Source organism: Streptomyces humi, from assembly GCF_001005085.2.
GTDB lineage: Bacteria > Actinomycetota > Actinomycetes > Streptomycetales > Streptomycetaceae > Streptomyces > Streptomyces humi.
Genome location: NZ_LBMU02000162.1, coordinates 1 through 19,305 on the forward strand (window position 1 = coordinate 1; position 19,305 = coordinate 19,305).

Here is a 19,305-nt window from a genome sequence, read left to right on the forward strand (position 1 = left end):
GCCGACAAACACTTTTCGGCCAACCCGCGAGGTGGGGAGGTCCAGGCGCCGCACGGGGGGGCGAGGTCCAGGCGCCGGGCGGGGGCGAGGTCCAGGCGCCGGGCGGGGGCGAGGTCCAGGCGCCGGACGCCGGGCGCCGGACGCCGGACGCCCGGCGGGGGATGTTCAGGAGCTCGCGAGCCGGAAGCACATCCGTCCGAAGCCGACCTGGTCGCCCTCGCGGACGACGGCGGCGCCGGTCACCCGGCGGCCGTTGACGGTCGTGCCGTTGGTGGAGCCGAGGTCCCTGAGGATCCACAGGCCGCCCTGGCGGCGGAGCTCGGCGTGCACCCGGGAGACCGTCTCGTGGTTGAGCCGCAGCCCGCTGGCGGGGTCGCGGCCGATGCGCAGTGGATAGTTGCTGTCCGGGTGCGGCAGCAGCAGCTTGGGCAGCCGCTCGGCCTGCCAGGCCCGGCGCAGCCGCACGGTGAAGCCGGAGACGGCCTCCACGGCGCCGAAGAGCACGCGCGCGAAGCGATTCTCCTGCGGCAGGTCGGCGGTGAGCGCGGCGAGCTCGTCGGCGCGGCGGGCGGCGAGCGCCAGCTCCATGCGGCGCACGAAGGTGTCGTGCGACAGCCGTCCCATGGCGACGCCGTCACGCAGCACGCTCAGCGCCTTGTCGCGCTCCGCGTCGGACAGCCGCGCGGGGTACGTGTTGAACTCGAAGGACGACGTCACGCTGCTGATTCTGGGTCAGTGAACTCCGGGTGTCCAGAAAACAGGGAAACGGCCGTCACGCGCGCGTACGTACGACGACACCCGCCGGGAAAGGGCTGATTCAAAAGCGGACTGATCCCTTTCGCGGCACGATGGAAGGACTACCTCACGATGAGCCAGACGAAGGGGACCGTCCGTGCAGTTCGAGGTGTGGGCACCACAGGCAGACTCGGTGACGCTCCATTGTGACGGCGCCACGCGCGCGCTGGAGCGCGATCCGCGGCGGGCGGGCTGGTGGGCCGGGGAGGCGGCCGCGGAGGACGGCACCCGGTACGGGTTCGCGGTGGACGACGGTCCCGTGCTGCCCGACCCGCGCTCGCGCCGCCAGCCGGACGGCCCGGACGGGCTCAGCGCGGTCGTCGACCACGGCAGGTACGCGTGGCGGGCCGCATGGCCGGGCCGGGCGCTGCCGGGCGCGGTGCTCTACGAGCTGCACGTCGGCACCTACACCGCCGAGGGCACCCTGGACGCGGCCGCCGAGCGCCTGGGTCACTTGGCTGAACTGGGCGTCACGCACGTGGAGTTGATGCCGCTCTGCCCGTTCCCCGGCCGACACGGCTGGGGCTACGAGGGGGTCTCGCTCTGGGCGGTGCACGAGCCGTACGGCGGCCCCGAGTCGCTGAAACGGTTCGTCGACCGGGCGCACGAACTCGGACTGGGCGTCGTCCTGGACGTCGTCCACAACCACCTCGGCCCGTCCGGGAACTACCTGCCCGCGTTCGGGCCGTACTTCACGGAGACCCACCACACGCCCTGGGGCTCGGCGGTCAACCTGGACGCGCCCGGCTCGGACGAGGTGCGCGCGTACCTGCTGGGCAGCGCGCTGGCGTGGCTGCGCGACTACCGCGTCGACGGGCTGCGCCTGGACGCGGTGCACGCGCTGTGCGACACGCGCGCGTGCCACTTCCTGGAGGAGCTGTCGGCGGCGGTGGCGGACCTGGCGGCCGAGTCGGGCCGCCCGCTGTTCCTGGTCGGCGAGTCCGACCTGAACGACCCACGGGTCATCACCGCCCGCACGGAACACGGGCTGGGCCTGGACGCGCAGTGGAACGACGACTTCCACCACGCCCTGCACACCGCGCTCACCGGCGAGTCCCAGGGCTACTACGCCGACTTCGCGCGCGACCCGTTCGCCGCCCTCGCCAAGACGCTCACCGGCGGTTTCTTCCACGACGGCACGTACTCCGGTTTCCGGGGCCGCCACCACGGCCGTCCGCTGGACCGTGCGCGGGTGGCGGGGCACCGGCTGCTCGGCTACACCCAGACCCACGACCAGGTCGGCAACCGCGCCCAGGGCGACCGGCTCTCGGCCACCCTCTCCCCCGGGCTGCTGGCCTGCGCGGCCACGCTGACGCTCACGGCGCCGTTCACGCCGATGCTGTTCATGGGCGAGGAGTGGGCGGCCGGCACCCCCTGGCAGTTCTTCACCGACCACACGGACCCCGACCTGGCGGAGGCGGTACGACGCGGCAGGCGCCGGGAGTTCGCGGCGCACGGCTGGGCCGAGGAGGACGTACCCGATCCACAGGACCCGGCGACCCGGCGGCGGTCCTGCCTGGACTGGTCGGAACCGGAACGCGAGCCGCACGCGCGCGTGCTGGCCTGGTACCGCAGGCTGATCGCCCTGCGCCGGGAACAGCCGGACCTCACCGACCCCGACCTCGCCGACACCAAGGTGGCGTACGACACGGCGGCCCGCTGGCTGGCGTTCCGCCGCGGGGACGTGCGGGTGGCGGTGAACCTGGGCGAGGAGCCGGCCTCGATCCCGCTCGGCACCGGACGGGTGGAGGTCCTGGCCGCGTGGGACACGGTGACGGCCCCGGACGCGGACGGCGTGCTCCGGGTACCGGCCGAGTCGTGCGTGGTCCTGACCCAGCCGTAGGCACACACCCGCGCGCGTACGGGCGCCCGGCCCACGACTCCTCCGACGGCTCGGACGGCCGCCCGGTTTCCCCTTACGGCGCCTCGTCCGTGTCGTCCTCGCGGAGGTCCGAGACGCGTTCCAGCAGGATCGTCTCCCAGGCGCGCCGGAGGCGGGCGCGCAGCAGCGTGAGGGGGCTGTCGTCGCGGCCCTCGATGCGGTCGGTGAGGCGGATGACGGTGTCGCAGCGGGCCAGCCACAGACCGCGCAGGCAGGGCCGGGCGCCGTAGCCGGCCAGGGTGGCCGCGCGGACGCCCGCCCCGGAGCCGACCGCGAGGGCGAGCCCGGCGATGTCCTCGGCGGGGTCGCCGACCGCCGTGTCGGTCCAGTCGAGGACGCCGCGCACCCTGCCGTCGGCGCTGACCACCAGGTGCTCGCCCTTGAGGTCGTGGTGGGCCAGCACGGCCGTACCGGGCTGTGCGGCGAGCTGGGCCGCGCCCGGCGGGGTGAGCTGGTGCAGCCGGGCGGGGTCGAACTCGTCGGCGGCCGCGAGCCGTTCGGCGGCGGCCACGGCCATCCGGCGCAGCGCCTCCAGGGAGCGCGGCGCGGTGCGCGGCACGCCGAGCGTCTCCGCCTGCCGCACGGGCACCTCGCGCAGCCCGGTGAGCAGCCCGGCCAGGTCGGCCTCGCCGACCGCGGAGACGTCGTGCTCCTCGGCCGTGCCTCCGGGGATCACGGTGTCCAGGGTGTAGCTGAGCCCAGGCGACCACTCGCCGTGGGCGACGCTGGTCGGGACGGCGACGGACAGGTGCGGGCGGACCAGGTCGCGCAGGCGCAGCTCGCGGCGCTGGCGCACGGCGGCCTCGCGGTCCGGGGCGAGGCGCAGCACATGGCGGGTGCCGACCCACCAGGTGGAGTGCTCGCCGCCCTCCGCGACGGGCCGGACTTCGGGTCCCGGGGTGCCGTTCGCGCCCTCCTTGAGCAGCGAACGGACCAGTCGGCGGACGGTGTCCGCGGTGGGAGTCGGTGCCTGGGTCATGGATCGCGCCGTTGCCGTCGGGGGTGGGTTGGGGCGGGCTGGTGCTGCCGGGGCCGGGTCGGTCAGCCCACGACGACCATCTCGCGGGTGGTGTTGTTGAAACGACGTCCGCCGTCCTCGGTCACCGTGACGATGTCCTCGATCCGCACCCCGAAGCGGCCGGGCAGATAGATGCCTGGCTCCACGGAGAAGCACATCCCGGGCACGAGAGGCTGTTCCTCGCCCTCGATCATGTACGGCGGCTCGTGGGTGGTGACGCCGATGCCGTGGCCGGTGCGGTGGATGAAGAACTCGCCGTACCCGGCGTCGCTGATGACCGCGCGGGCGGCCCGGTCGACCTCCTGGCAGGCGGCCCCGGCGCGGACGGCCCGGAAGCCGGCCTCCTGCGCGGCCCGCACGATGTCGTGGACCTCGCGCTCCTCGGCGGTCGGCGGGCCCACGTGCACGGTGCGGGTGGTGTCGGAGCCGTAGCCGTCCTTGAGGCCGCCGAAGTCGAGGACGACCATGTCGCCGTCCTGGATGACCCGGTCGCCGACCTCGTGGTGCGGGTTGGCGCCGTTGGGGCCGGAGCCGACGATGGTGAAGTCGACCTGCTCGTGGCCGAAGCGGCGGAGCAGGCCGGCGAGGTCCTGACCGACGTCGGACTCACGACGGCCGCCGAAGGGAACGTTGCGGATCTCCTCGAACGTCGCGTCGGCAGCCGCGCCGGCGGCCGCGAGCAGTTCGAGTTCGGCCGCGTCCTTCACGGCGCGGAGCATGGGCAGCGCGTCGGTGAGGGAGGCGTACGAGGTGTCGGGGAGTGTCCTCTGGAGGCCCAGCAGGTGCATGGCCCAGGCGTTGTCGCTGACACCGAAGCGGCCTGTGGTGCCGAGCAGGTCGGCGGTGAGGGCGTAGGGGTCCTTGCCGTCCGTCCAGTCCCGCAGTGTGAGGACGGCCGTGGCGTCGGCCTTCGCGGCGTCGGGCGCCTCCAGGGTCGGGACGACCAGGACGGGGTCCCGGTCGGGGGTGAGGACGAGGAGGGTGAGCCGTTCGGTGACGGCGGTGGGCGTGTAGCCGGTGAGCCACACCATGTCGGGTCCGGGGGCGATCAGGAGACCGGCGAGCCCGGCGTCCGCCGCGGTGCGCGCCGCGCGCGTCATACGGGCCCGGTAGTCGTCGGCGGTGAAGGGCGCGGGTTTGCTGCCGGTCATCCAGGGCCTCCTTGCGCGGGTGAGGTGGCTTTACGGGCCTCGGCATGCATCCTGCCCGCAGAGGAGGGGGCGCGCGAGCCGGTTCGCGTGGAAAAACCGTGGCGAGTCGCGGTCGCGGGGGCGGGCGCACGCCGTCACGTGACGATCCCCGGCACCACGGTCAGCTGCTGGTACCCCCCGCTCTCGTGCCGCACGGTGAGCTTGACCTCCTTGCCCGGCCTCGCCCCGGTCACCGCGCGGGCCAGGTCGGCTGCGCTGTCGATCCGCGCGCCGCCGAGCTGGAGCAGTACGTCGCCCCGCACCAGGCCCGCCGTGTAGCCCGGGCCGGGCACGTGGACGCCCACCACCACGGCTCCCACCTTCTCGGCGTCGACGACCTCCACGCCCAGCGTCGCGGCGACCGTCCAGGACGGGCTCGGGGTGGCGGACGGGGCGGCGCCCGGGGCGGGCGGCGGGGTCTGGTGCCGCAGTTCCGCGAGCCTGCTCGCGGAGATCACGGTCGCGCCGACCGTGCCCAGTCCGACCCCGGACAGCAGCAGGACGGTGCCGACGCACGCGCCGAACAGCAGGGTCCGGATCCGGTTGCCGCGGCGGCGCGCGGCGTGCGGCCGCCGGACGGCCTCGGGTGGGGGTTCGTCCCCGCGTTCCTGGCCGGGAATCGGCTTGGGACGCAAAACGGTCTGTTCCATGGTTCGCCTCCAGCCCCAGCCCTACCCGGCGCACGCGGGCGCGACGAGACACGAACGAGTGAGACTGCCGTTCCCCGGCTGCCGTCGGGGTGACGGGGCGGCGGCCGGCGAACCTGCCGCGCGACCGGGCCGAACGGAATGAATTCCGGCGCCGCGATTGCACCACGATTTCGCTAATTCAGGGAGGATTGATTTCCGCCATTCCCCTGACGCCCTGACCGAAAATATCCCCTGGCAATCCGCGGAAACGCCATGAATAGTTAGCGCCCGCACAAGGGATCAGCGAAGGTAAATCGTTTCTCCACGAGAGGTAAAGAATGCGCAGAACAGTGGCGACAGTCGCGGCGACGGGTTTCCTGCTCGCACTCGGAACGGGTGTCAGCGGCGCGGCGACGCAGACCGGTTCCCCTGCTCATGAGCAGGTTGTGAGCCCCAGGGCCAGCTACAGCTTCGCCTGCACGCTGCCGCAGGGTTCCTACGCCAATTACTCGTTCAGCGACGGGCTCACGTCGACCAGGATCTACTACAACAACCACTGTTCCAGCGGTATATACGTAAGGGTCCACGTCGGCACGAACAGCTCGTGCTGGCTCACCCCGACCGGAAAGTCAAGTGCGGTCTTCGAGGCCGGCGTGACGGGCATCACCGAAGGATGCTGACAGCCCTCTCCGGCTGATATGGCGGCGGGTGCGGGTCGGTCGCGTCGAGGCCGTCCCGCACCGCGAGGCGGCCATCGCACCACCCCGTGTCAGTGCCGGCTGTTACGTTCTGTGACATGAGCGATGACTGCCTGCGGCTGCTCCGGCAGCACCGCCGCCTGGCCGAACTGGCGGCGTTCCCTTTCGACTTCGACCTCGACCGGGCCGCCGACGGCCATGGCGAGCCGGTCCGGCTCGCCTCCGGCGGTTCCCTGGAGGCGGTGGCCGGCTCCGACACCGGCGGCACGTACTTCGTGTGCGCGGACGGCTCGTTGCTGTACGCGGACTCGGAGGGCTCGGCCGGGATCATCGGGACGTCCGTCGACGCGGCGCTCGAGGTCCTGATCGGCCTGCCCGGCTGGCGCGACCTGGTGGACCTGAGTCCGGCCGACGGCGAGCAGGCGATCCTCGCGCGCGTGACCGAGACCGAGGACGAGATACGGGAGTACCACGGCGTCGACGCCGAGCGCGCCGAACTCCGCGCCGCCCTGGGTCTGCCGGACCGCTCCCCGGTCGACCTGGTCGGCATGCTGCACACGGCCCTGCTCCGCACCGAACCCGACTTCCTGCTCCTCAACGCGGACGAGGGCTGCGCCTACGACCTGCTCGACCCGCACCCCCGGCCACCCCTGTGGGAGTCGGTACGGCACGGGGTGCCCGGCGACCCCGCGGAGGAGCCGCTCGCCACCTGGACGCGGCTGGCCGTCGACCAGGGCCTGACCGAACATGCCAGGGCGGCCCTGATCCGGCGGCTCGACGACATCACGATGGACCAGAGCCGGCTGCTCCGACCCGGCGGCACCAGAGAGCTCGACCTGTCCCCGCTGCGGTGGCTGGCCGGAGAGTTCGAGCGGCTGGGCGACCTGCCACAGGCGGCGCGCGCCCAGCGCCTGCACACCGCCCTCCTCCGGTAGGCCGGGGACCGGCGACGGCCCGTCAGCCGACGCCCAGCCGCGGGTCGAGCGGCGGGCGGTCCGGGAGGAAGCCGTGCGCGCGCCGGGCGAGGTGGTCCGGCTTGTAACGGTCGACGTGCCGGTGCCAGTTGAGGATTCCGGCCATCCAGTTCCGCAGGTCGTCCACATACGCCCCCATGGCCGCGCGGGCCTCGGCCGGCAGCTCGAAGTCGTCGTACAGGACCGGGAGTTCGCTCGCGACGACGTGCTCGAACTGCCGCATCCGCTGGGTCATCAGATCGTTCACGACCCGGAGTGCGGTGGGGTAGTCCACGCCGAAGAAGTTCTGGACGACGAGGATCGCGTTGTGGAGCTCGCCCTCGTACTGGATCTCCTTCTGGTACGAGAAGACGTCGTTGACGAGCATGCCGTAGTCGATGGCGGCGTTCTCCAGGGAGCGGACCGGGCCGCTGCGGGAGACCTCGGGGGGGATCGCGGGGGCGTGGCCGCGGCGGGCCAGGCTCAGGGTGAGTTCGGATCCGAAGGTGGCCCGGCGCATCTCCAGGTAGTCGACCGGGTCGGGGATGCGGTGCTGGAGATGGTTGGACATCTCCCAGAGCCAGCTCTCGGTCATCTCGTCGACGTTCCGTTTGAGGGCGAGCCGGTCCTCGGGGCCCATCGCGGCGGTGGTGCGGGCCCACAGGTCGGCCAGGCCCCGTTCCATGCCGGTGACCGGCACCGGGGCGGGCTCGTCTGCGACGGGCATGCAGGCGGAGAGCCGGGCCGTGGCGAGCCTGGCGCCGGCCAGGTCACCGCGGGTGCCGAAGACGAGGGGGTAGTAGTCGTCGGCGTAGGTCCCCCAGGCCAGCCACCGGGCGCTGAGGTCGAGTTCGGCGGGGGTGGCGTCCGGATCGAGGCCGGCGGCACAGAGCACGAGGTCGGACGCGGCGAGCTTGTCCTCGTCCCAGACACCCTCGGCGAGCATGCCGGTGGTGTGCATCCAGGCGGCGAGCCGGGGGCGGGCGGCGTCGAGGTGCGGGCTGAGCGCCACCTCGTACGGCATGTGGAAGTCGGGCAGGAGGGAGGGGCCGACCTGCTGGAAGGGCACGTGGGAGTAGGCGCGCAGACGCTCCGCGGCCGCCGTCGCGAGTAAGGCGCCGACGTCCGCGGCGGAGGTGCCGGGCCCGGTCAGGCTCTGCCAGGAGGGGGCGGTCGAGGTGGCGCCCTGGTTCATGTAGCGGCTGGAGCGCAGATGCCATTCGTGGCCGCCGGACTGCCAGTCCTGTAGGCCCTTGGTGTAGGCGGCGATCGCGGCGGCCTGGTCGGGGGTGAGTCCCTTCTCCGCGGCCAGGGCCGGTACCTCGGTGAGCGCGGTGTGCTCGAACTGGTGGAGGCGGGAGGTCAGGATGTCGTTGACCGTGTCGGCGGCCTCCTGGGTGGAGCAGTCGAAGAAGGTCTCCAGAACCAGCACGCCGTTGCTGTTCTCGCCCTCGTCCTCCACCTCGCGCTGGTAGGAGAACAGGTCGTTGCGGAGATGGACGGCGTCGGCGAAGGTCTCCATCAGCACCCGCAGCGGCCGCGAGCCGGAGACGGCCGCCGGCACCTCGGCCGTCGCGTACTCGACGAGACCGGCCGACCAGGGGGCGCCGCCGACCTTGCGGCGCATCTCGATGTATTCGACGGGGTTGGCGATCCGCCCCTCGTTGATGTTGGCCAGTTCCCACATCGACTCGTTCAGCAGGTGCTCGGTGGCGACCGAGAAGCGCCGTCGCCAGTCGACCGACATGGACGGCACGGTGCGCGCCCAGAGGTCGGCGAGGCCCGCCTCGACCGGGTTCCGCGGTTCCGGCACGGGCGTGGCCGGGTCGAGCGGCATGAACAGCGGGAGCCGGTCGAGATGGGCCTTGCCGGCGGCGCGGTCCTGGGTGCGCTTGTACATGTCGAGGAAGTGGTCGTCGAAGAAGAACACCCACACGTACCAGTCGGTGATCAGCGAGAGCGCGGGGCCGTCGCAGTCGGGGTGGGTGTAACCGCAGAGCAGGCCGTAGTCGTGTGCATCCAGATCCGCCTGGGTCCAGATCCCGGAGCCCTCCAGCATGCCCATCTCGCGGGCCCACTCGGTGGAATGGGCCCGCGCCTCCTCCAGGTGCGGGTTGAGCCGCGCGGGATACGGCATGTAGAAGTGCGGGAGTTCGAACGGCTGCGTCATGGCCGGGGCACTACCCGCGCGCTTCGACGGCCATCCACTCCGGGGCACATGATCACACCATCGCGTGAACCGGGGCGGATTCCGGGAACTTCGACGGGTCAGGTGTTCAACCGTGCGCGGCGCCGAACCACCCGGGCAGTCTGCTGCCGTCGACGACATGGCCGACCCGGTCGGTCCGGCGCCGGCCACGATCACGTCGACCGTCGAATCCCCAATCGTGTTCCGCCACTTGGCAGGAAGCGCGCGACCACCGTGTGGATCACCGGTCCGCGGGTGGTGGGCCTCGGCCGCAGATTCCGCGACGTCAACAGGGCCTTGCCGCAGGGCCCCCGGTGCGCTGTGCGTCGAGAGCGGCGAGGAGAGCGTGGACTCCTTGCCTTTGTTTTTCGCCGGAGCCACCGTGGTGCCATGACCCTCACCGCCGGCGACGGCGCCGTCCCGCCCGTGCCCGACGTCTTCGATCCGCGACGCTACGCCGTGGCCGTGCCGTACGCCGACTACCGGGTCCTGCGCGACCACCATCCGGTGTCCTGGCAGCGGGAGGCGGAGGTGCTGGGCTGGCCGGCCGGACCGGGTTTCTGGGCGGTGGCCCGGCACGCGGACGTGGTGCGGGTGCTCAGGGAGCCGGGGACGTACTCGTCGTGGCTCGGCGCCACCCAGATCCGGGACCCTGACCCGCGGGACCTGCCCTTCATCCGGGGCATGATGCTCAACCAGGATCCGCCGGACCACCGTCGGCTTCGGCGGACGGTGAGCCGGGCCTTCACTCCGGGCCGCGTCGAGCGGTTCGAGGCGGTGGTACGAGGGCGGGCGCGGGCGCTGTTCGCCGGGGCGCTGGAGACGGCCCGGGACGGGGACGGCACGGTGGACCTCGTCACGGCCGTCACCGACGAGTACGCGTTGCTGAACCTGGCCGACCTGCTGGGCGTCCCGGACAGCGACCGCGGACTGCTGCTGCACTGGACCCGGCGCGTGATCGGCTACCAGGACCCTGACGAGTCCGGCCCGCAGACCCGCGACGCACAGGGCCGGCCGGTCGATCCGCGGTCGCCCGCGATGCTGCGGGACATGTTCGAGTACGCCCACGGGCTCGCCGCGTACAAACGCCGGCACCCGGCCGACGACGTCATGACGGCACTCGCCGTCGACCCCGGTCTGGGTGAAGGCGAGTTGGAGATGTTCTTCTTCCTGCTCACCGTCGCCGGCAACGACACGGTGCGCTCGGCCGCCCCGGGCGGACTGCTGGCGCTGGCCGAACATCCGGACGCACACGCTCTGTTGCGGGACGGACAGGTGCGGACCGACACCGCTGTGGACGAGCTGCTGCGCTGGCATCCGCCGGTGCTGACCTTCCGCCGGACGGCCGCGCGGGACACCGAGCTGGGCGGCCGGCGCATCGGGAAGGGGGACAAGGTGGTCGTCCTGCACGCCTCGGCCAACCGCGACGAGCGGGCCTTCACCGAGCCCGGCCGGCTGGACCTCGGCCGCACCCCGAACCCGCACATGTCCTTCGGGGACGGCCCGCACATCTGCCTCGGCGCCCACTTCGCACGGCTCCAGTTGCGCGCGCTCTACACGCAGGCGCCCGCCCTCGAGCCCGCCGGGCCCGCCGTGCGGCTCGTCTCGAACTTCATCAACGGCCTCAAGTCACTTCCGGTGTCCGTGCGTTGACCTGGATCAGGGCGTGGGTGCCGGCCGTGCGCCAGCGCTGCCCCTCGGCCGCGTCCAGGGCCGCCACGGTGTCCGCGGCCAGGCCGGTGATCACATCGGACTTCAGGGTGCGCAACGCGGCCACCGGTCCGGGAAACCAGTCGGTCACGTCGGCGAAGGGTGTGGTCGGCGACCACAGCCGATCACCCACCAGGCGACGGTAGTTGAGGTCGCCCTTGAAGACGGTCAGCGTCGCGGAGGCGAACTCGGCACGCAGGTCGCCGGGCATCTCGGCGTACGGCAGCGGGGCGCAGGAGAAGGGGTGGGCGCGCACGGTGAGGCGGCCGTCGGCCATCGCGGACCAGAGGGTACGGCCGTATCCGGCGGCGGCGCCCGGTGCCCCGGTGAGCCTGCGCAGGGCGTCGAGCACATCGGCGGTGGTGGCGTCGGAGACGTAGTAGGGGTACGGCTTGACGTGCAGGACCGCGTGGCCGACGGCTCCGGTGTCCAGGAGGTGGGCGATCAGCAGCAGGTCGGGGACGAGCTCGCGGCCCGCGTTGTCGGCGACCAGGCACAGGGTGCCGCCGCTCAGCAACGGCCGGAGGGCGGCGCTGTCGTCGGCGACCAGGGCGGAGACGGCCTCTGCCGACTCGGCGGAAAGCCGGAAGCCGAGGTCCGCGCGGTTGCCCCAGAGCGAGCCGTGCAGCAGGGCGAGGCCGGGGTCGTCGCCGAGGTCGTCGAGGGCGGCCAGTTCCTCGTCGGTCTCCTTGGCGTCGAGTTCGGCGAGCTTGAACGGGCGGAACGGGTCGATGCCCTGCCAGGGCCCGGGGCCGAAGTAGCCGACGGCGTCGAGGAGCCGGCGGTAGAACCAGCTCTCGGACCACAGCCAGGGCACGTCGAACCAGGACTGTCCGGCGTAGGTGTCCAGTCCCCACGCACGCCATCCGTCCGGGCCGCCCGGCGGCGGTTCGATGGCGCCCTCGGTGCAGTTGTGCAGCAGTTCGTCGAGAGCGCGGGTCTGTTCGGGGCCGTACGGGAAGGCGTCCCGCACCTGGCGGATGATCGCGGGGTGCCGTTCGGCCAGCACGCTGTGCGGGAACGGGCCGGTGGTGCCGAGGATCACGGGTGCGGCGGCGGAGTCGGGCATGTGCGCCACGCTATCGCGCGGTCTGCCCGGCTCCGCCGAACCGGAGGTGCCTGTCACGCCGTTCTGATCTCGCGCTCCAAGTGGGTGACGAGGGTCATGTAGCGGGCCCGCCGGTGCACCGGGACCAGACCGCGGATCATCAGGTACCACATCTCCGCGACCCGGCGCGGCAGCCGGGCCACCGGTTCCAGGTTGCGGCCGGCCACCCGGGTGCCGACGAAGAAGCAGACCAGCGAGTGCGCGACCGCGCCCACGTCTATGTCCGGGTGCACGTCGGACTCCTTGACGGCGCCCATGAGTTTGCGCGTCGCGAACTCCAGCCACTCCGTGAAGGGGTGTCTGAGCGGTGGCTTCACCGTGACGTCCGCGGTGGCGAGCCGCAGTCCGGCGCGCGGGATCGGACCGTCCACGGAGAGCCTGGCGATCGCGAACGTGGTGCGCATCAGGGCTTCCAGCGAGGAGTAGCCGCGGCTGTCCATCTCCCGCACCAACTGGCTGGAGGTACGGGACTGGAGCTCCATGATGGCGTGCGCCAGGTCCTCCTTGGCGGCGAAGTGGAAGTAGAGGGCGCCCTTGGTGACCCGCGCGTGCTCGACGATCTCGCTGAGACTGGTGGATTCATAGCCGTGCCGGTCGAACAGGTCGGCGGCGGCCGTGATGATCGTGGCGCGGGTCTGCTCCGCGCGTAACTGCCTCGCCATCGACTCAACGCTCCTTCACGGCTTGCGGCTTGTGACTCTGCGGCTTCCAAACCGACGGGGCATGCGGTTTGTTTTCACCCCGTGCACACGATAGCTCACCGTGCGGCAGCGGGAGGCAACTGCGCGGACCCGGTGACGGACACGTGCACGTCGCCGCACCCGGCCGTCCGACCGGCGTCCACACTGCACGAACGGACGAGTTCAGAACACGCCCCTCCCTCGCGTTCGCGCCGGTCTCCCTCGGTGGTGCGGACGGCTCGGCACACAGTGGTGATCGCCACGATACGAGCCGGACGGTTGGTTCTCAATGGCGCCCGGGAGCACGGGGAGGCCCACAAAAAGGGATGAGCCGGTCGGCGGCCACCACATCACCCGCACCTGTGACCAGCCGCACTGAACGGCGCGCCGCCGATTCCCGTACTCACTCGGCACACCTCGTACCCGCGCCCCGCCGAGGAGACGTTCCCGATGACTCGGACGACCACCCAGTTGAGAGTCGTGGGAGCCGCCGTCGCGGCTCCGCTGCTGCTCCTGTCGTGGGCGGCCGGGTCCGCCCGCGCGCACGGCGCGCCCACCGATCCCGTCAGTCGCGTCTACGCCTGCTCGCCGAGCGGCGGCAGCGCCACGACGGCCGCCTGCAAGGCGGCGATCGCGGCGAGTGGGCAGAACTTCGTCACCTGGGACGACCTGCGGGTGGCGGGCGTGAACGGCCGGGACCGGCAGGTGATTCCGGACGGGAAGCTGTGCAGCGGCAACCTGCCGGCGTACCGGGGGCTCGACCTGGCGCGCGCGGACTGGCCCGCGACCCGGCTGACCCCGGGCGCCCGGATGACGATGACGTACGCCTCGACGATCGCGCACGCCGGCACGTTCAAGCTGTATCTGACGGAGCCGGGCTACGACCCGGCGAAGCCGCTGAAGTGGTCCGATCTGCCCGCGCAGCCCTTCGCCGAGTTCAAGGACCCGCCGCTGACGAACGGGGCCTACCACTTCAGCGCGAAGCTCCCGGCCGACCGGACGGGGCGTCAGTTGCTGTACACGGTCTGGCAGAACAGCAGCACGCCGGACACCTACTACTCGTGTTCCGACGTGGTGTTCACGGCGAAGAAGGCCTCGGGTCCGGCATCCGGCACCGCGGCAGCGGGCGCAACGGCGGCCGCGGACACCGAGGCGCCGTCGAGAGCGGGCGCGACGGCGCGCCCCTCGAAGAGTGCCGAGCCCTCCGCGGCGCGGACGGCGACGGCGACCCCGGTCGCCCCAACGACCGGAGACACCACCGCCGCCGACAGCACTCCGGTGGCCTCCGACACCGACCCCGGTTCGGGCCCGTCGGCGCCACTGGTGGCGGGCGGCGCCGCCGCGGTGCTGGTGCTCACCGGGGGCGCCGCCCTGGCGTTGCGTCTGCGTCGACGCTGACGCCTCTCAGGAGCGGGTCAGTTGACGAAGACGGCGGCGCCGTTGTCGGTGACCGGGGCGTACTTCGCGGTGAAGTAGCCGGCGGAGGGGCAGAGGATCGAGCCGGAGCTCTTCGTGAACGCCTGGTTGCTGAAGTTCACGCTGTTGTCGCTGTTGTCGGTCGTGCCGGTCAGGCTGGCGGCCTGGTAGACACAGGTGATGCTGCCCAGCAGGGTGGTGAGCTTGACCGTGGTCTGGATGGTCGAGCCGCTCGCCGGGGTGACCGAGAGCGCACCGCCCGAGGCCACCGCGTTGGCGTACGGCAGGTTGTCGACCGTGATGCTGGAGACGCCGGTCACGCCGGTCACGTTGCTGGTGCAGCTGCTGAAGGTCTGTCCGGTCACCGACTCGGTGGCGGTACCGGAGGCGGCCGGGTTGTCCGAGACCGTCGCGGTGAAGGTGGAGGCCGAGCAGGTGATGCCGCTCGTGCTGGTGGCGCTGGAGTAGAGGGTGGCGGTGGTGCCGCTGGCCAGCGACGCGCTGAGGGTGTCGCCGACGGCGACGGCGGTGCCGCCGGCGCTGCCCGTGGTGAGCACCGCGCCGTCGGCGGAGGCCGGGACGGTGGCGGCGACGGAGAGGGCGACGACGGTACCGGCGAGGGCCAGGAGGGATCGCGTACGCATGCGGGTTTGCCTCTTTCTTAGGGGGGACTTGCGTGAGGGTGGGGGGTTCGGGGGCGCCTGAGTGCGCCAGCCGTTGCCGGCCCGTGACGCCTTCTCCGTACGTGACGGACCGACAACGGCAGCAGAGCCGGACCGGCCGAAAGCCTGGGGGGGTTAGGCCTCCGGCCGGGCCGGTGGAGGGCGTTCGGGCACGGCCCCTGGGGGGAAGCGACCGTGCCGACGCCGCTGAGCGGAGCGGAGATCGAGGAGGCCGGGAAGCGGTCGATGCCGCTCGGCGGATCCGGCGCCACGGATCCGAAGGAAACCAGGGAGAGTTGTAGACCTGATCAGCCGTCAACGTCAAGGCCGATCAAGGGAGTTGAGAAACCGATCAAGGGATTCCAAGGTCGGAACACAACTGACGCATATTCAACACCCTTTTTTCACAACTACCTTGACCCTGAAAAGTAACCGCCGGTAACTTGCGGCATGGCTACTGCTGCGTAACGAGAAAGCCCTTGCGCCCGCCGGGAGTTGCGAGGAGGCGTGCGCGGCAGCCGCTGTCCGCGCCAGGACAACGTGCCACTGAAGCCCAACCCGCGTGACTAATGCATGGGAGCAGACATGGCCTCGTCCCCGGACATCCCGTCCGCCGACAACACGCCGGAGAACCCGGGAAGCGGTTCTCTTTCCGAGACATCAGAGACCACCGGGACCACCGGGGGGCAGCAGAGACGGGGACGCGTCCGGGCACGCCGGGCCGCCGTCATGGCCGTACCGGCCACGCTGGGCCTGGCCGGCCTCGCGATCCTGACCGCCCAGGGAGCGCTGGGGGTGTCGTTCTCCATCTCCGGCATGCCCTTCACGGTCACCGCCAAGTCGCTGGACGGCACCGGCTTCGAGCAGTTCGGCGCGCTCGACTCCATGGCCGACAACAGCCCGAACGCCGGTGACACCGGCGGTCAGGTGCTGGTCGTCACCTCCGCGATCAAGAACGCGACCCTGGACAGCCTGTGCCAGAGCGTCGACCTCGGCGGCACCAACCTGCTGATCAAGGCGGGCAGCGGCGCGACGAAGGTGCAGGCGACCGACCTGACCACCGACTCGACCGACCTGTCGGGCGACGCGTCCTTCAACAACATCGAGATCGGCAACGACGCGAGCACCCTCACCAAGGCCGGGGTCAAGGGACCCCTGGGCGTCTTCAGCCAGCAGGCCGACACCGTGCACATCGACAACCTGCGGCAGACCAACTACGCGACCACCGCCGGGGTCTTCAAGCTTCCCGGCCTGAAACTCAGCTTCAGCAGCTCGGGTTGCTGATGTCCGGCACAGATACCCCCCGTGAGGGGTGGCGGCCCGCCTTCCGCGGTTGGCGGGCCCGTCGGCCGTTCGTGGGCGGGCTCCTGCTGACCCTGGGCGGCATGTGGATCCTGCTCACGGAGAAGGCCTCGCTGAAGGTCGTCATCCATATCGGTATGCAGGGTCTGGTGGGCTATCTGCTGCCGGTGGTCATGGTGCTGTGCGGCCTGCTGACTCTCTTCAGCCCTTCGCAGCGCCTCTTCTACTCCATCCTCGGCGTGCTGTGCTCCCTGGGCAGCTGGGTCACCTCCAACCTGGGCGGCTTCATGGTCGGCCTGCTCCTCGGAGTGGTCGGCAGCTGCCTGGCGTTCGGCTGGCTGCCGGACCAGGAGCCGCGCGTGAGCCGCCGCAAGCGACGCAAGGCCGCGCGGGCGACCACGCAGGGGTTCGGAGACGGTGCGGGAGAGCCGGCCTGAACCCACGAGAAGAGGCGGACCGGTGTTCCCGGTCCGCCTCTTCTCCATGTACGGGGGCGGGTTCGTTCCTCCGAACAGGTGACTTGGGAACTTCTTTGCCCTTCCCGCCAGTTCATCTGGCAGCCGGGCCGCGTGTGGCCGGTCCGGGTGTGAGTGACGAGTGCGGCGAAGGAGCGGCGGCTTCATGGTGTTCAAACGGCTGCTGGGGGCGATCGGTGCCGGCGGGCCCTCGGTGGACACGGTGCTGGACGGCGGCGCGGTGCTGCCCGGCGGGATGTTGACGGGGCGGGTGTGGCTGAAGGGCGGTTCGGCGGCGGCGGAGGTCGAGCACATCGGGCTGGAGCTGCTCGCCCGCGTGGAGGCGGAGCACGAGGAGGGGGAGAGCGAGGGCGAGGTCGTCTTCGAGCGGTTCACCGTGGGCGGCGGCTTCCGGCTCGGACCCGAGGAGGAGCGGGAGGTGCCGTTCGCCGTACCGCTGCCGTGGGAGACACCGGTCACCGAGCTGTACGGCCAGCCCCTGGGCATCGTGCTCGGGGTGCGCACGGAGATCGGTCTGGCCGGCGCCCGGGACAAGGGCGACCTGGACCCGCTCGCCGTGCGGCCGCAGGCCGTCCAGGAGGCGGTCCTGGAGGCCCTCGGGCAGCTCGGCTTCGGCTTCCGCTCGGCGGATCTGGAGTACGGCCGGATCGGCGGCACCGGCCAGCGGCTGCCGTTCTACCAGGAGATCGAGCTGACCCCGGCGCCGCGGTACGCGCACGCGGTGAACGAGATCGAGCTGACCTTCCTCGCCTCCCCCGCGGGCCTGGAGGTGGTACTGGAGGCGGACAGACGCGGTGGCGCGTTCTCCGGCGGGCACGACACGCTGACCCGGTTCACGGTGCGCCACGAGGACGCCCACACCCTGGACTGGAACAGCGAGGTCGACGGGTGGATCAGCCGGCTGATCGCCCACCGCGAGGCCTACGGCGCCCATGCGGCGTACGGCCACGGCGGGTACGACGGCCACGGCGGGTACGACGCACACGAAGACGGCCACCACCGTTCCGGACCCGGCCTGGGCACGGCGGTCGCCGCGGGTGCGGCGGGCCTCGCGCTGGGCGTGGTCGGCGGAATGGTGGCGGCCGAGGTGGTCGACGAGATCGGCGACTTCTTCGAAGGGGACGAGGACTAGCGGGTCAGCCCGTGGTGACGGTGGGCCCGCCGGCCGGCTCGGGCTCCGGCTGAGCGGGCGCCTTGACCGGCTCCGCCGCCATCCGCACCGACGCCGGCTCCACCGGGGCCGACGCCTCGTCCGACTTCATCGCCTTCGCCTCGCTCTTGAGGATGCGCATCGACTTGCCCAGGGCCCGGGCGGTGTCGGGCAGCTTCCGGGAACCGAAGAGCACGATGAAGACGATCGCGACGATCAGCAGGTGCCAGGGTTCCAGGCCGTTGCGGAGCATGACCGCCCCCTCCCATTCTCACATTGGTCCGTGCCGACGGAGGGTGCCTTCTGCGCCCCGGCCGGGCATCGATGGTTGCTACATTGCGCAACTGTACAACCCGAGTGGGAAACGGACCCCCAAGCCGGCCCCATGAGTGTCAGAACCGACGTCGGTCAGGGCCGACGCCTGTCAGGGCCGACGTCGGTCGTGGCGGGCTCGCACCGCCCGCAGCGCCAGGGCGTACAGGCCGAGGACGACGGCCAGCAACAGGAGGCAGGCGGGCGGCAGCCCGGTCATGCCCAGGACCGCGCCCAGCGGGCTGGGCGGGAGCAGCACACCGACGGCGGCGAGGGCGGCGGCTGCCCTGCCGATGGGCCCGCGGCGGCGGCCGCCGCCGCGCAGCAGGAACATCACCAGCGCCTGGGTGAGCAGGTTCTCCGTGAACCAGGCCGAGTGGAAGACGGCCTCGTCGTCGAGGGCGTCGGGACCGCGCAGGGCGATCGCGAGGACGCCGAAGGTGGCGAGGTCGGCGATCGCGTTCAGCACCCCGAAGCCGGTGATGAACCGCAGGAAGGCACGGGGCCGCAGCACGGTCGGGCGGCGCAGTGCGGTGGCCCCCGGGCGGTCGTGGGCGAAGGCGAGCTGGGCGGCGTCGAAGCACAGGTTCTGGGCGAGCACCTGGGCCGGGAGCATCGGCAGGAAGGGCAGCAGCAGGCCGGCGGAGAGCATCGCGATGACGTTGCCGAGGTTGGAGGAGAGGGTGACCCGGAGATAGGTGGCGATGTTGGCGCTGCTGTGCCGCCCCGCCGTGACGGCGTGTCCGATCGCGCCGAGGTCCTTCTCGGCGAGCACGACGTCGGCGGTCTCGCGGGCGAGGTCCACGGCGGTACGGGGGGCGATGCCGACGTCGGCGGCGCGCAGGGCGGGGATGTCGTTGATGCCGTCGCCGAGGAACCCGACGGTGTGCCCGGCGGCCCGCAGCCCGGCGACGATCCGGGCCTTGTCCTCGGGGGTGCAGCGGGCGACGACGGTGGCGCCGAGGTCGTTGAGATCACCGGCCACGGCCACCCGCCCCGGACCCCGCCCCCCACCCGCGTCCCGGCCCACACCCGAACCGGGCCCCGCACCCACACCACCACCGGCACCCCCACCCCCACCCCCACCGGCACCGGCACCCGTACCTGAACCCGCATCCCCACCCGCACCCCCACCC

18 protein-coding genes are annotated in these 19,305 nt (G+C 72.0%); 8 read left to right on the plus strand and 10 right to left on the minus strand.

Translation table 11 applies throughout. The features are described from left to right. Window positions 1-165 precede the first annotated feature (165 nt). Complete coding sequence (locus tag AAW13_RS43445) at window positions 166-717, minus strand: DUF1707 and FHA domain-containing protein (protein ID WP_046732615.1); 552 nt, start codon at window positions 715-717, stop codon at window positions 166-168. A 175-nt stretch (window positions 718-892) separates the two neighbouring features. Between AAW13_RS43445 and treZ the strand changes: the two genes are divergently transcribed. Then, window positions 893-2,638 carry a malto-oligosyltrehalose trehalohydrolase gene (gene treZ, locus AAW13_RS43450; protein WP_046732616.1) on the plus strand — a complete coding sequence of 582 codons (1,746 nt, stop codon included), beginning with the start codon at window positions 893-895 and terminating at the stop codon, window positions 2,636-2,638. A gap of 73 nt (window positions 2,639-2,711) precedes the next feature. Here treZ and AAW13_RS43455 read toward each other — a convergent pair whose 3' ends face one another. From AAW13_RS43455 to AAW13_RS43465, 3 genes are all read right to left on the minus strand, one after another. Beyond that, window positions 2,712-3,656, minus strand: coding sequence for a phosphotransferase family protein (locus AAW13_RS43455; RefSeq protein ID WP_046732617.1), 945 nt, complete (start codon window positions 3,654-3,656; stop codon window positions 2,712-2,714). Window positions 3,657-3,718: 62 nt separating this feature from the next. Beyond that, a complete protein-coding gene (locus tag AAW13_RS43460) occupies window positions 3,719-4,846 on the minus strand; it encodes an aminopeptidase P family protein (protein ID WP_046732618.1) in 1,128 nt (375 codons plus the stop codon). Window positions 4,847-4,980: 134 nt separating this feature from the next. Beyond that, on the minus strand, window positions 4,981-5,535 hold the full coding sequence (locus tag AAW13_RS43465) for a PDZ domain-containing protein (protein WP_046732619.1): 555 nt from the start codon (window positions 5,533-5,535) through the stop codon (window positions 4,981-4,983). A gap of 425 nt (window positions 5,536-5,960) precedes the next feature. Here AAW13_RS43465 and AAW13_RS43470 point away from each other — a divergent pair, with 425 nt between their 5' ends. Further along, window positions 5,961-6,194, plus strand: a complete 234-nt coding sequence (locus tag AAW13_RS43470; RefSeq protein WP_071659884.1) for a hypothetical protein — start codon at window positions 5,961-5,963, stop codon at window positions 6,192-6,194. Window positions 6,195-6,310: 116 nt separating this feature from the next. After that, the gene (locus AAW13_RS43475; RefSeq protein WP_046732643.1) at window positions 6,311-7,147 is read left to right on the plus strand and encodes a hypothetical protein; all 837 of its coding nucleotides are present in this window, start codon (window positions 6,311-6,313) and stop codon (window positions 7,145-7,147) included. Between the two features lie 22 nt (window positions 7,148-7,169). Here the strand turns inward: AAW13_RS43475 and cyc2 are convergent, their stop codons facing one another. Then, window positions 7,170-9,335, minus strand: coding sequence for a germacradienol/geosmin synthase Cyc2 (cyc2, locus tag AAW13_RS43480; RefSeq protein WP_046732620.1), 2,166 nt, complete (start codon window positions 9,333-9,335; stop codon window positions 7,170-7,172). Window positions 9,336-9,743: 408 nt separating this feature from the next. Here cyc2 and AAW13_RS43485 point away from each other — a divergent pair, with 408 nt between their 5' ends. Continuing rightward, on the plus strand, window positions 9,744-11,006 hold the full coding sequence (locus AAW13_RS43485) for a cytochrome P450 (protein WP_046732621.1): 1,263 nt from the start codon (window positions 9,744-9,746) through the stop codon (window positions 11,004-11,006). Here AAW13_RS43485 and AAW13_RS43490 read toward each other — a convergent pair. Together AAW13_RS43490 and AAW13_RS43495 are read right to left on the minus strand one after the other, a co-directional pair. After that, a complete protein-coding gene (locus tag AAW13_RS43490; protein ID WP_046732622.1) occupies window positions 10,978-12,132 on the minus strand; it encodes a damage-control phosphatase ARMT1 family protein in 1,155 nt (384 codons plus the stop codon). The two genes, AAW13_RS43485 and AAW13_RS43490, sit on opposite strands and share 29 nt — an antisense overlap. A gap of 53 nt (window positions 12,133-12,185) precedes the next feature. Beyond that, the gene (locus AAW13_RS43495) at window positions 12,186-12,833 is read right to left on the minus strand and encodes a ScbR family autoregulator-binding transcription factor (protein ID WP_046732623.1); all 648 of its coding nucleotides are present in this window, start codon (window positions 12,831-12,833) and stop codon (window positions 12,186-12,188) included. 468 nt (window positions 12,834-13,301) lie between these two features. On the opposite strand from AAW13_RS43495, the gene AAW13_RS43500 reads away from it, so the two are divergent. Continuing rightward, window positions 13,302-14,249 carry a lytic polysaccharide monooxygenase gene (locus AAW13_RS43500; RefSeq protein WP_046732624.1) on the plus strand — a complete coding sequence of 316 codons (948 nt, stop codon included), beginning with the start codon at window positions 13,302-13,304 and terminating at the stop codon, window positions 14,247-14,249. 17 nt (window positions 14,250-14,266) lie between these two features. Here AAW13_RS43500 and AAW13_RS43505 read toward each other — a convergent pair whose 3' ends face one another. Continuing rightward, the gene (locus AAW13_RS43505) at window positions 14,267-14,911 is read right to left on the minus strand and encodes a hypothetical protein (RefSeq protein ID WP_046732625.1); all 645 of its coding nucleotides are present in this window, start codon (window positions 14,909-14,911) and stop codon (window positions 14,267-14,269) included. Window positions 14,912-15,514: 603 nt separating this feature from the next. Between AAW13_RS43505 and AAW13_RS43510 the strand changes: the two genes are divergently transcribed. The 3 genes from AAW13_RS43510 (at window position 15,515) to AAW13_RS43520 (ending at window position 17,839) form a co-directional block, all read left to right on the plus strand. Further along, on the plus strand, window positions 15,515-16,213 hold the full coding sequence (locus tag AAW13_RS43510) for a DUF6230 family protein (RefSeq protein ID WP_046732626.1): 699 nt from the start codon (window positions 15,515-15,517) through the stop codon (window positions 16,211-16,213). Further along, on the plus strand, window positions 16,213-16,668 hold the full coding sequence (locus AAW13_RS43515; protein ID WP_206306390.1) for a DUF6114 domain-containing protein: 456 nt from the start codon (window positions 16,213-16,215) through the stop codon (window positions 16,666-16,668). Before AAW13_RS43510 ends, AAW13_RS43515 begins: the two co-directional genes overlap by 1 nt. A 184-nt stretch (window positions 16,669-16,852) precedes the next feature. Next, window positions 16,853-17,839, plus strand: a complete 987-nt coding sequence (locus tag AAW13_RS43520) for a sporulation protein (RefSeq protein WP_046732628.1) — start codon at window positions 16,853-16,855, stop codon at window positions 17,837-17,839. Between the two features lie 4 nt (window positions 17,840-17,843). Here the strand turns inward: AAW13_RS43520 and tatA are convergent, their stop codons facing one another. Then, window positions 17,844-18,110: a Sec-independent protein translocase subunit TatA gene (tatA, locus tag AAW13_RS43525; RefSeq protein ID WP_046732629.1), complete on the minus strand. Its 267-nt coding sequence runs from the start codon at window positions 18,108-18,110 to the stop codon at window positions 17,844-17,846. Between the two features lie 171 nt (window positions 18,111-18,281). Beyond that, on the minus strand, window positions 18,282-19,305 hold a 1,024-nt coding region (locus tag AAW13_RS43530; RefSeq protein ID WP_420855535.1), incomplete at its 5' end, for an HAD-IC family P-type ATPase.

Excerpts from the sequence above, each read along its gene's own strand:
- AAW13_RS43455 (WP_046732617.1), bottom strand. The coding sequence starts at position 3,656 with ATGACCCAGGCACCGACTCCCACCGCGGACACCGTCCGCCGACTGGTC.
- AAW13_RS43460 (WP_046732618.1), bottom strand. The coding sequence starts at position 4,846 with ATGACCGGCAGCAAACCCGCGCCCTTCACCGCCGACGACTACCGGGCC.
- AAW13_RS43465 (WP_046732619.1), bottom strand. The coding sequence starts at position 5,535 with ATGGAACAGACCGTTTTGCGTCCCAAGCCGATTCCCGGCCAGGAACGC.
- AAW13_RS43475 (WP_046732643.1), top strand. The coding sequence starts at position 6,311 with ATGAGCGATGACTGCCTGCGGCTGCTCCGGCAGCACCGCCGCCTGGCC.
- cyc2 (WP_046732620.1), bottom strand. The coding sequence starts at position 9,335 with ATGACGCAGCCGTTCGAACTCCCGCACTTCTACATGCCGTATCCCGCG.
- AAW13_RS43485 (WP_046732621.1), top strand. The coding sequence starts at position 9,744 with ATGACCCTCACCGCCGGCGACGGCGCCGTCCCGCCCGTGCCCGACGTC.
- AAW13_RS43490 (WP_046732622.1), bottom strand. The coding sequence starts at position 12,132 with ATGCCCGACTCCGCCGCCGCACCCGTGATCCTCGGCACCACCGGCCCG.
- AAW13_RS43495 (WP_046732623.1), bottom strand. The coding sequence starts at position 12,833 with ATGGCGAGGCAGTTACGCGCGGAGCAGACCCGCGCCACGATCATCACG.
- AAW13_RS43500 (WP_046732624.1), top strand. The coding sequence starts at position 13,302 with ATGACTCGGACGACCACCCAGTTGAGAGTCGTGGGAGCCGCCGTCGCG.
- AAW13_RS43505 (WP_046732625.1), bottom strand. The coding sequence starts at position 14,911 with ATGCGTACGCGATCCCTCCTGGCCCTCGCCGGTACCGTCGTCGCCCTC.
- AAW13_RS43510 (WP_046732626.1), top strand. The coding sequence starts at position 15,515 with ATGGCCTCGTCCCCGGACATCCCGTCCGCCGACAACACGCCGGAGAAC.
- AAW13_RS43515 (WP_206306390.1), top strand. The coding sequence starts at position 16,213 with ATGTCCGGCACAGATACCCCCCGTGAGGGGTGGCGGCCCGCCTTCCGC.
- AAW13_RS43520 (WP_046732628.1), top strand. The coding sequence starts at position 16,853 with ATGGTGTTCAAACGGCTGCTGGGGGCGATCGGTGCCGGCGGGCCCTCG.
- tatA (WP_046732629.1), bottom strand. The coding sequence starts at position 18,110 with ATGCTCCGCAACGGCCTGGAACCCTGGCACCTGCTGATCGTCGCGATC.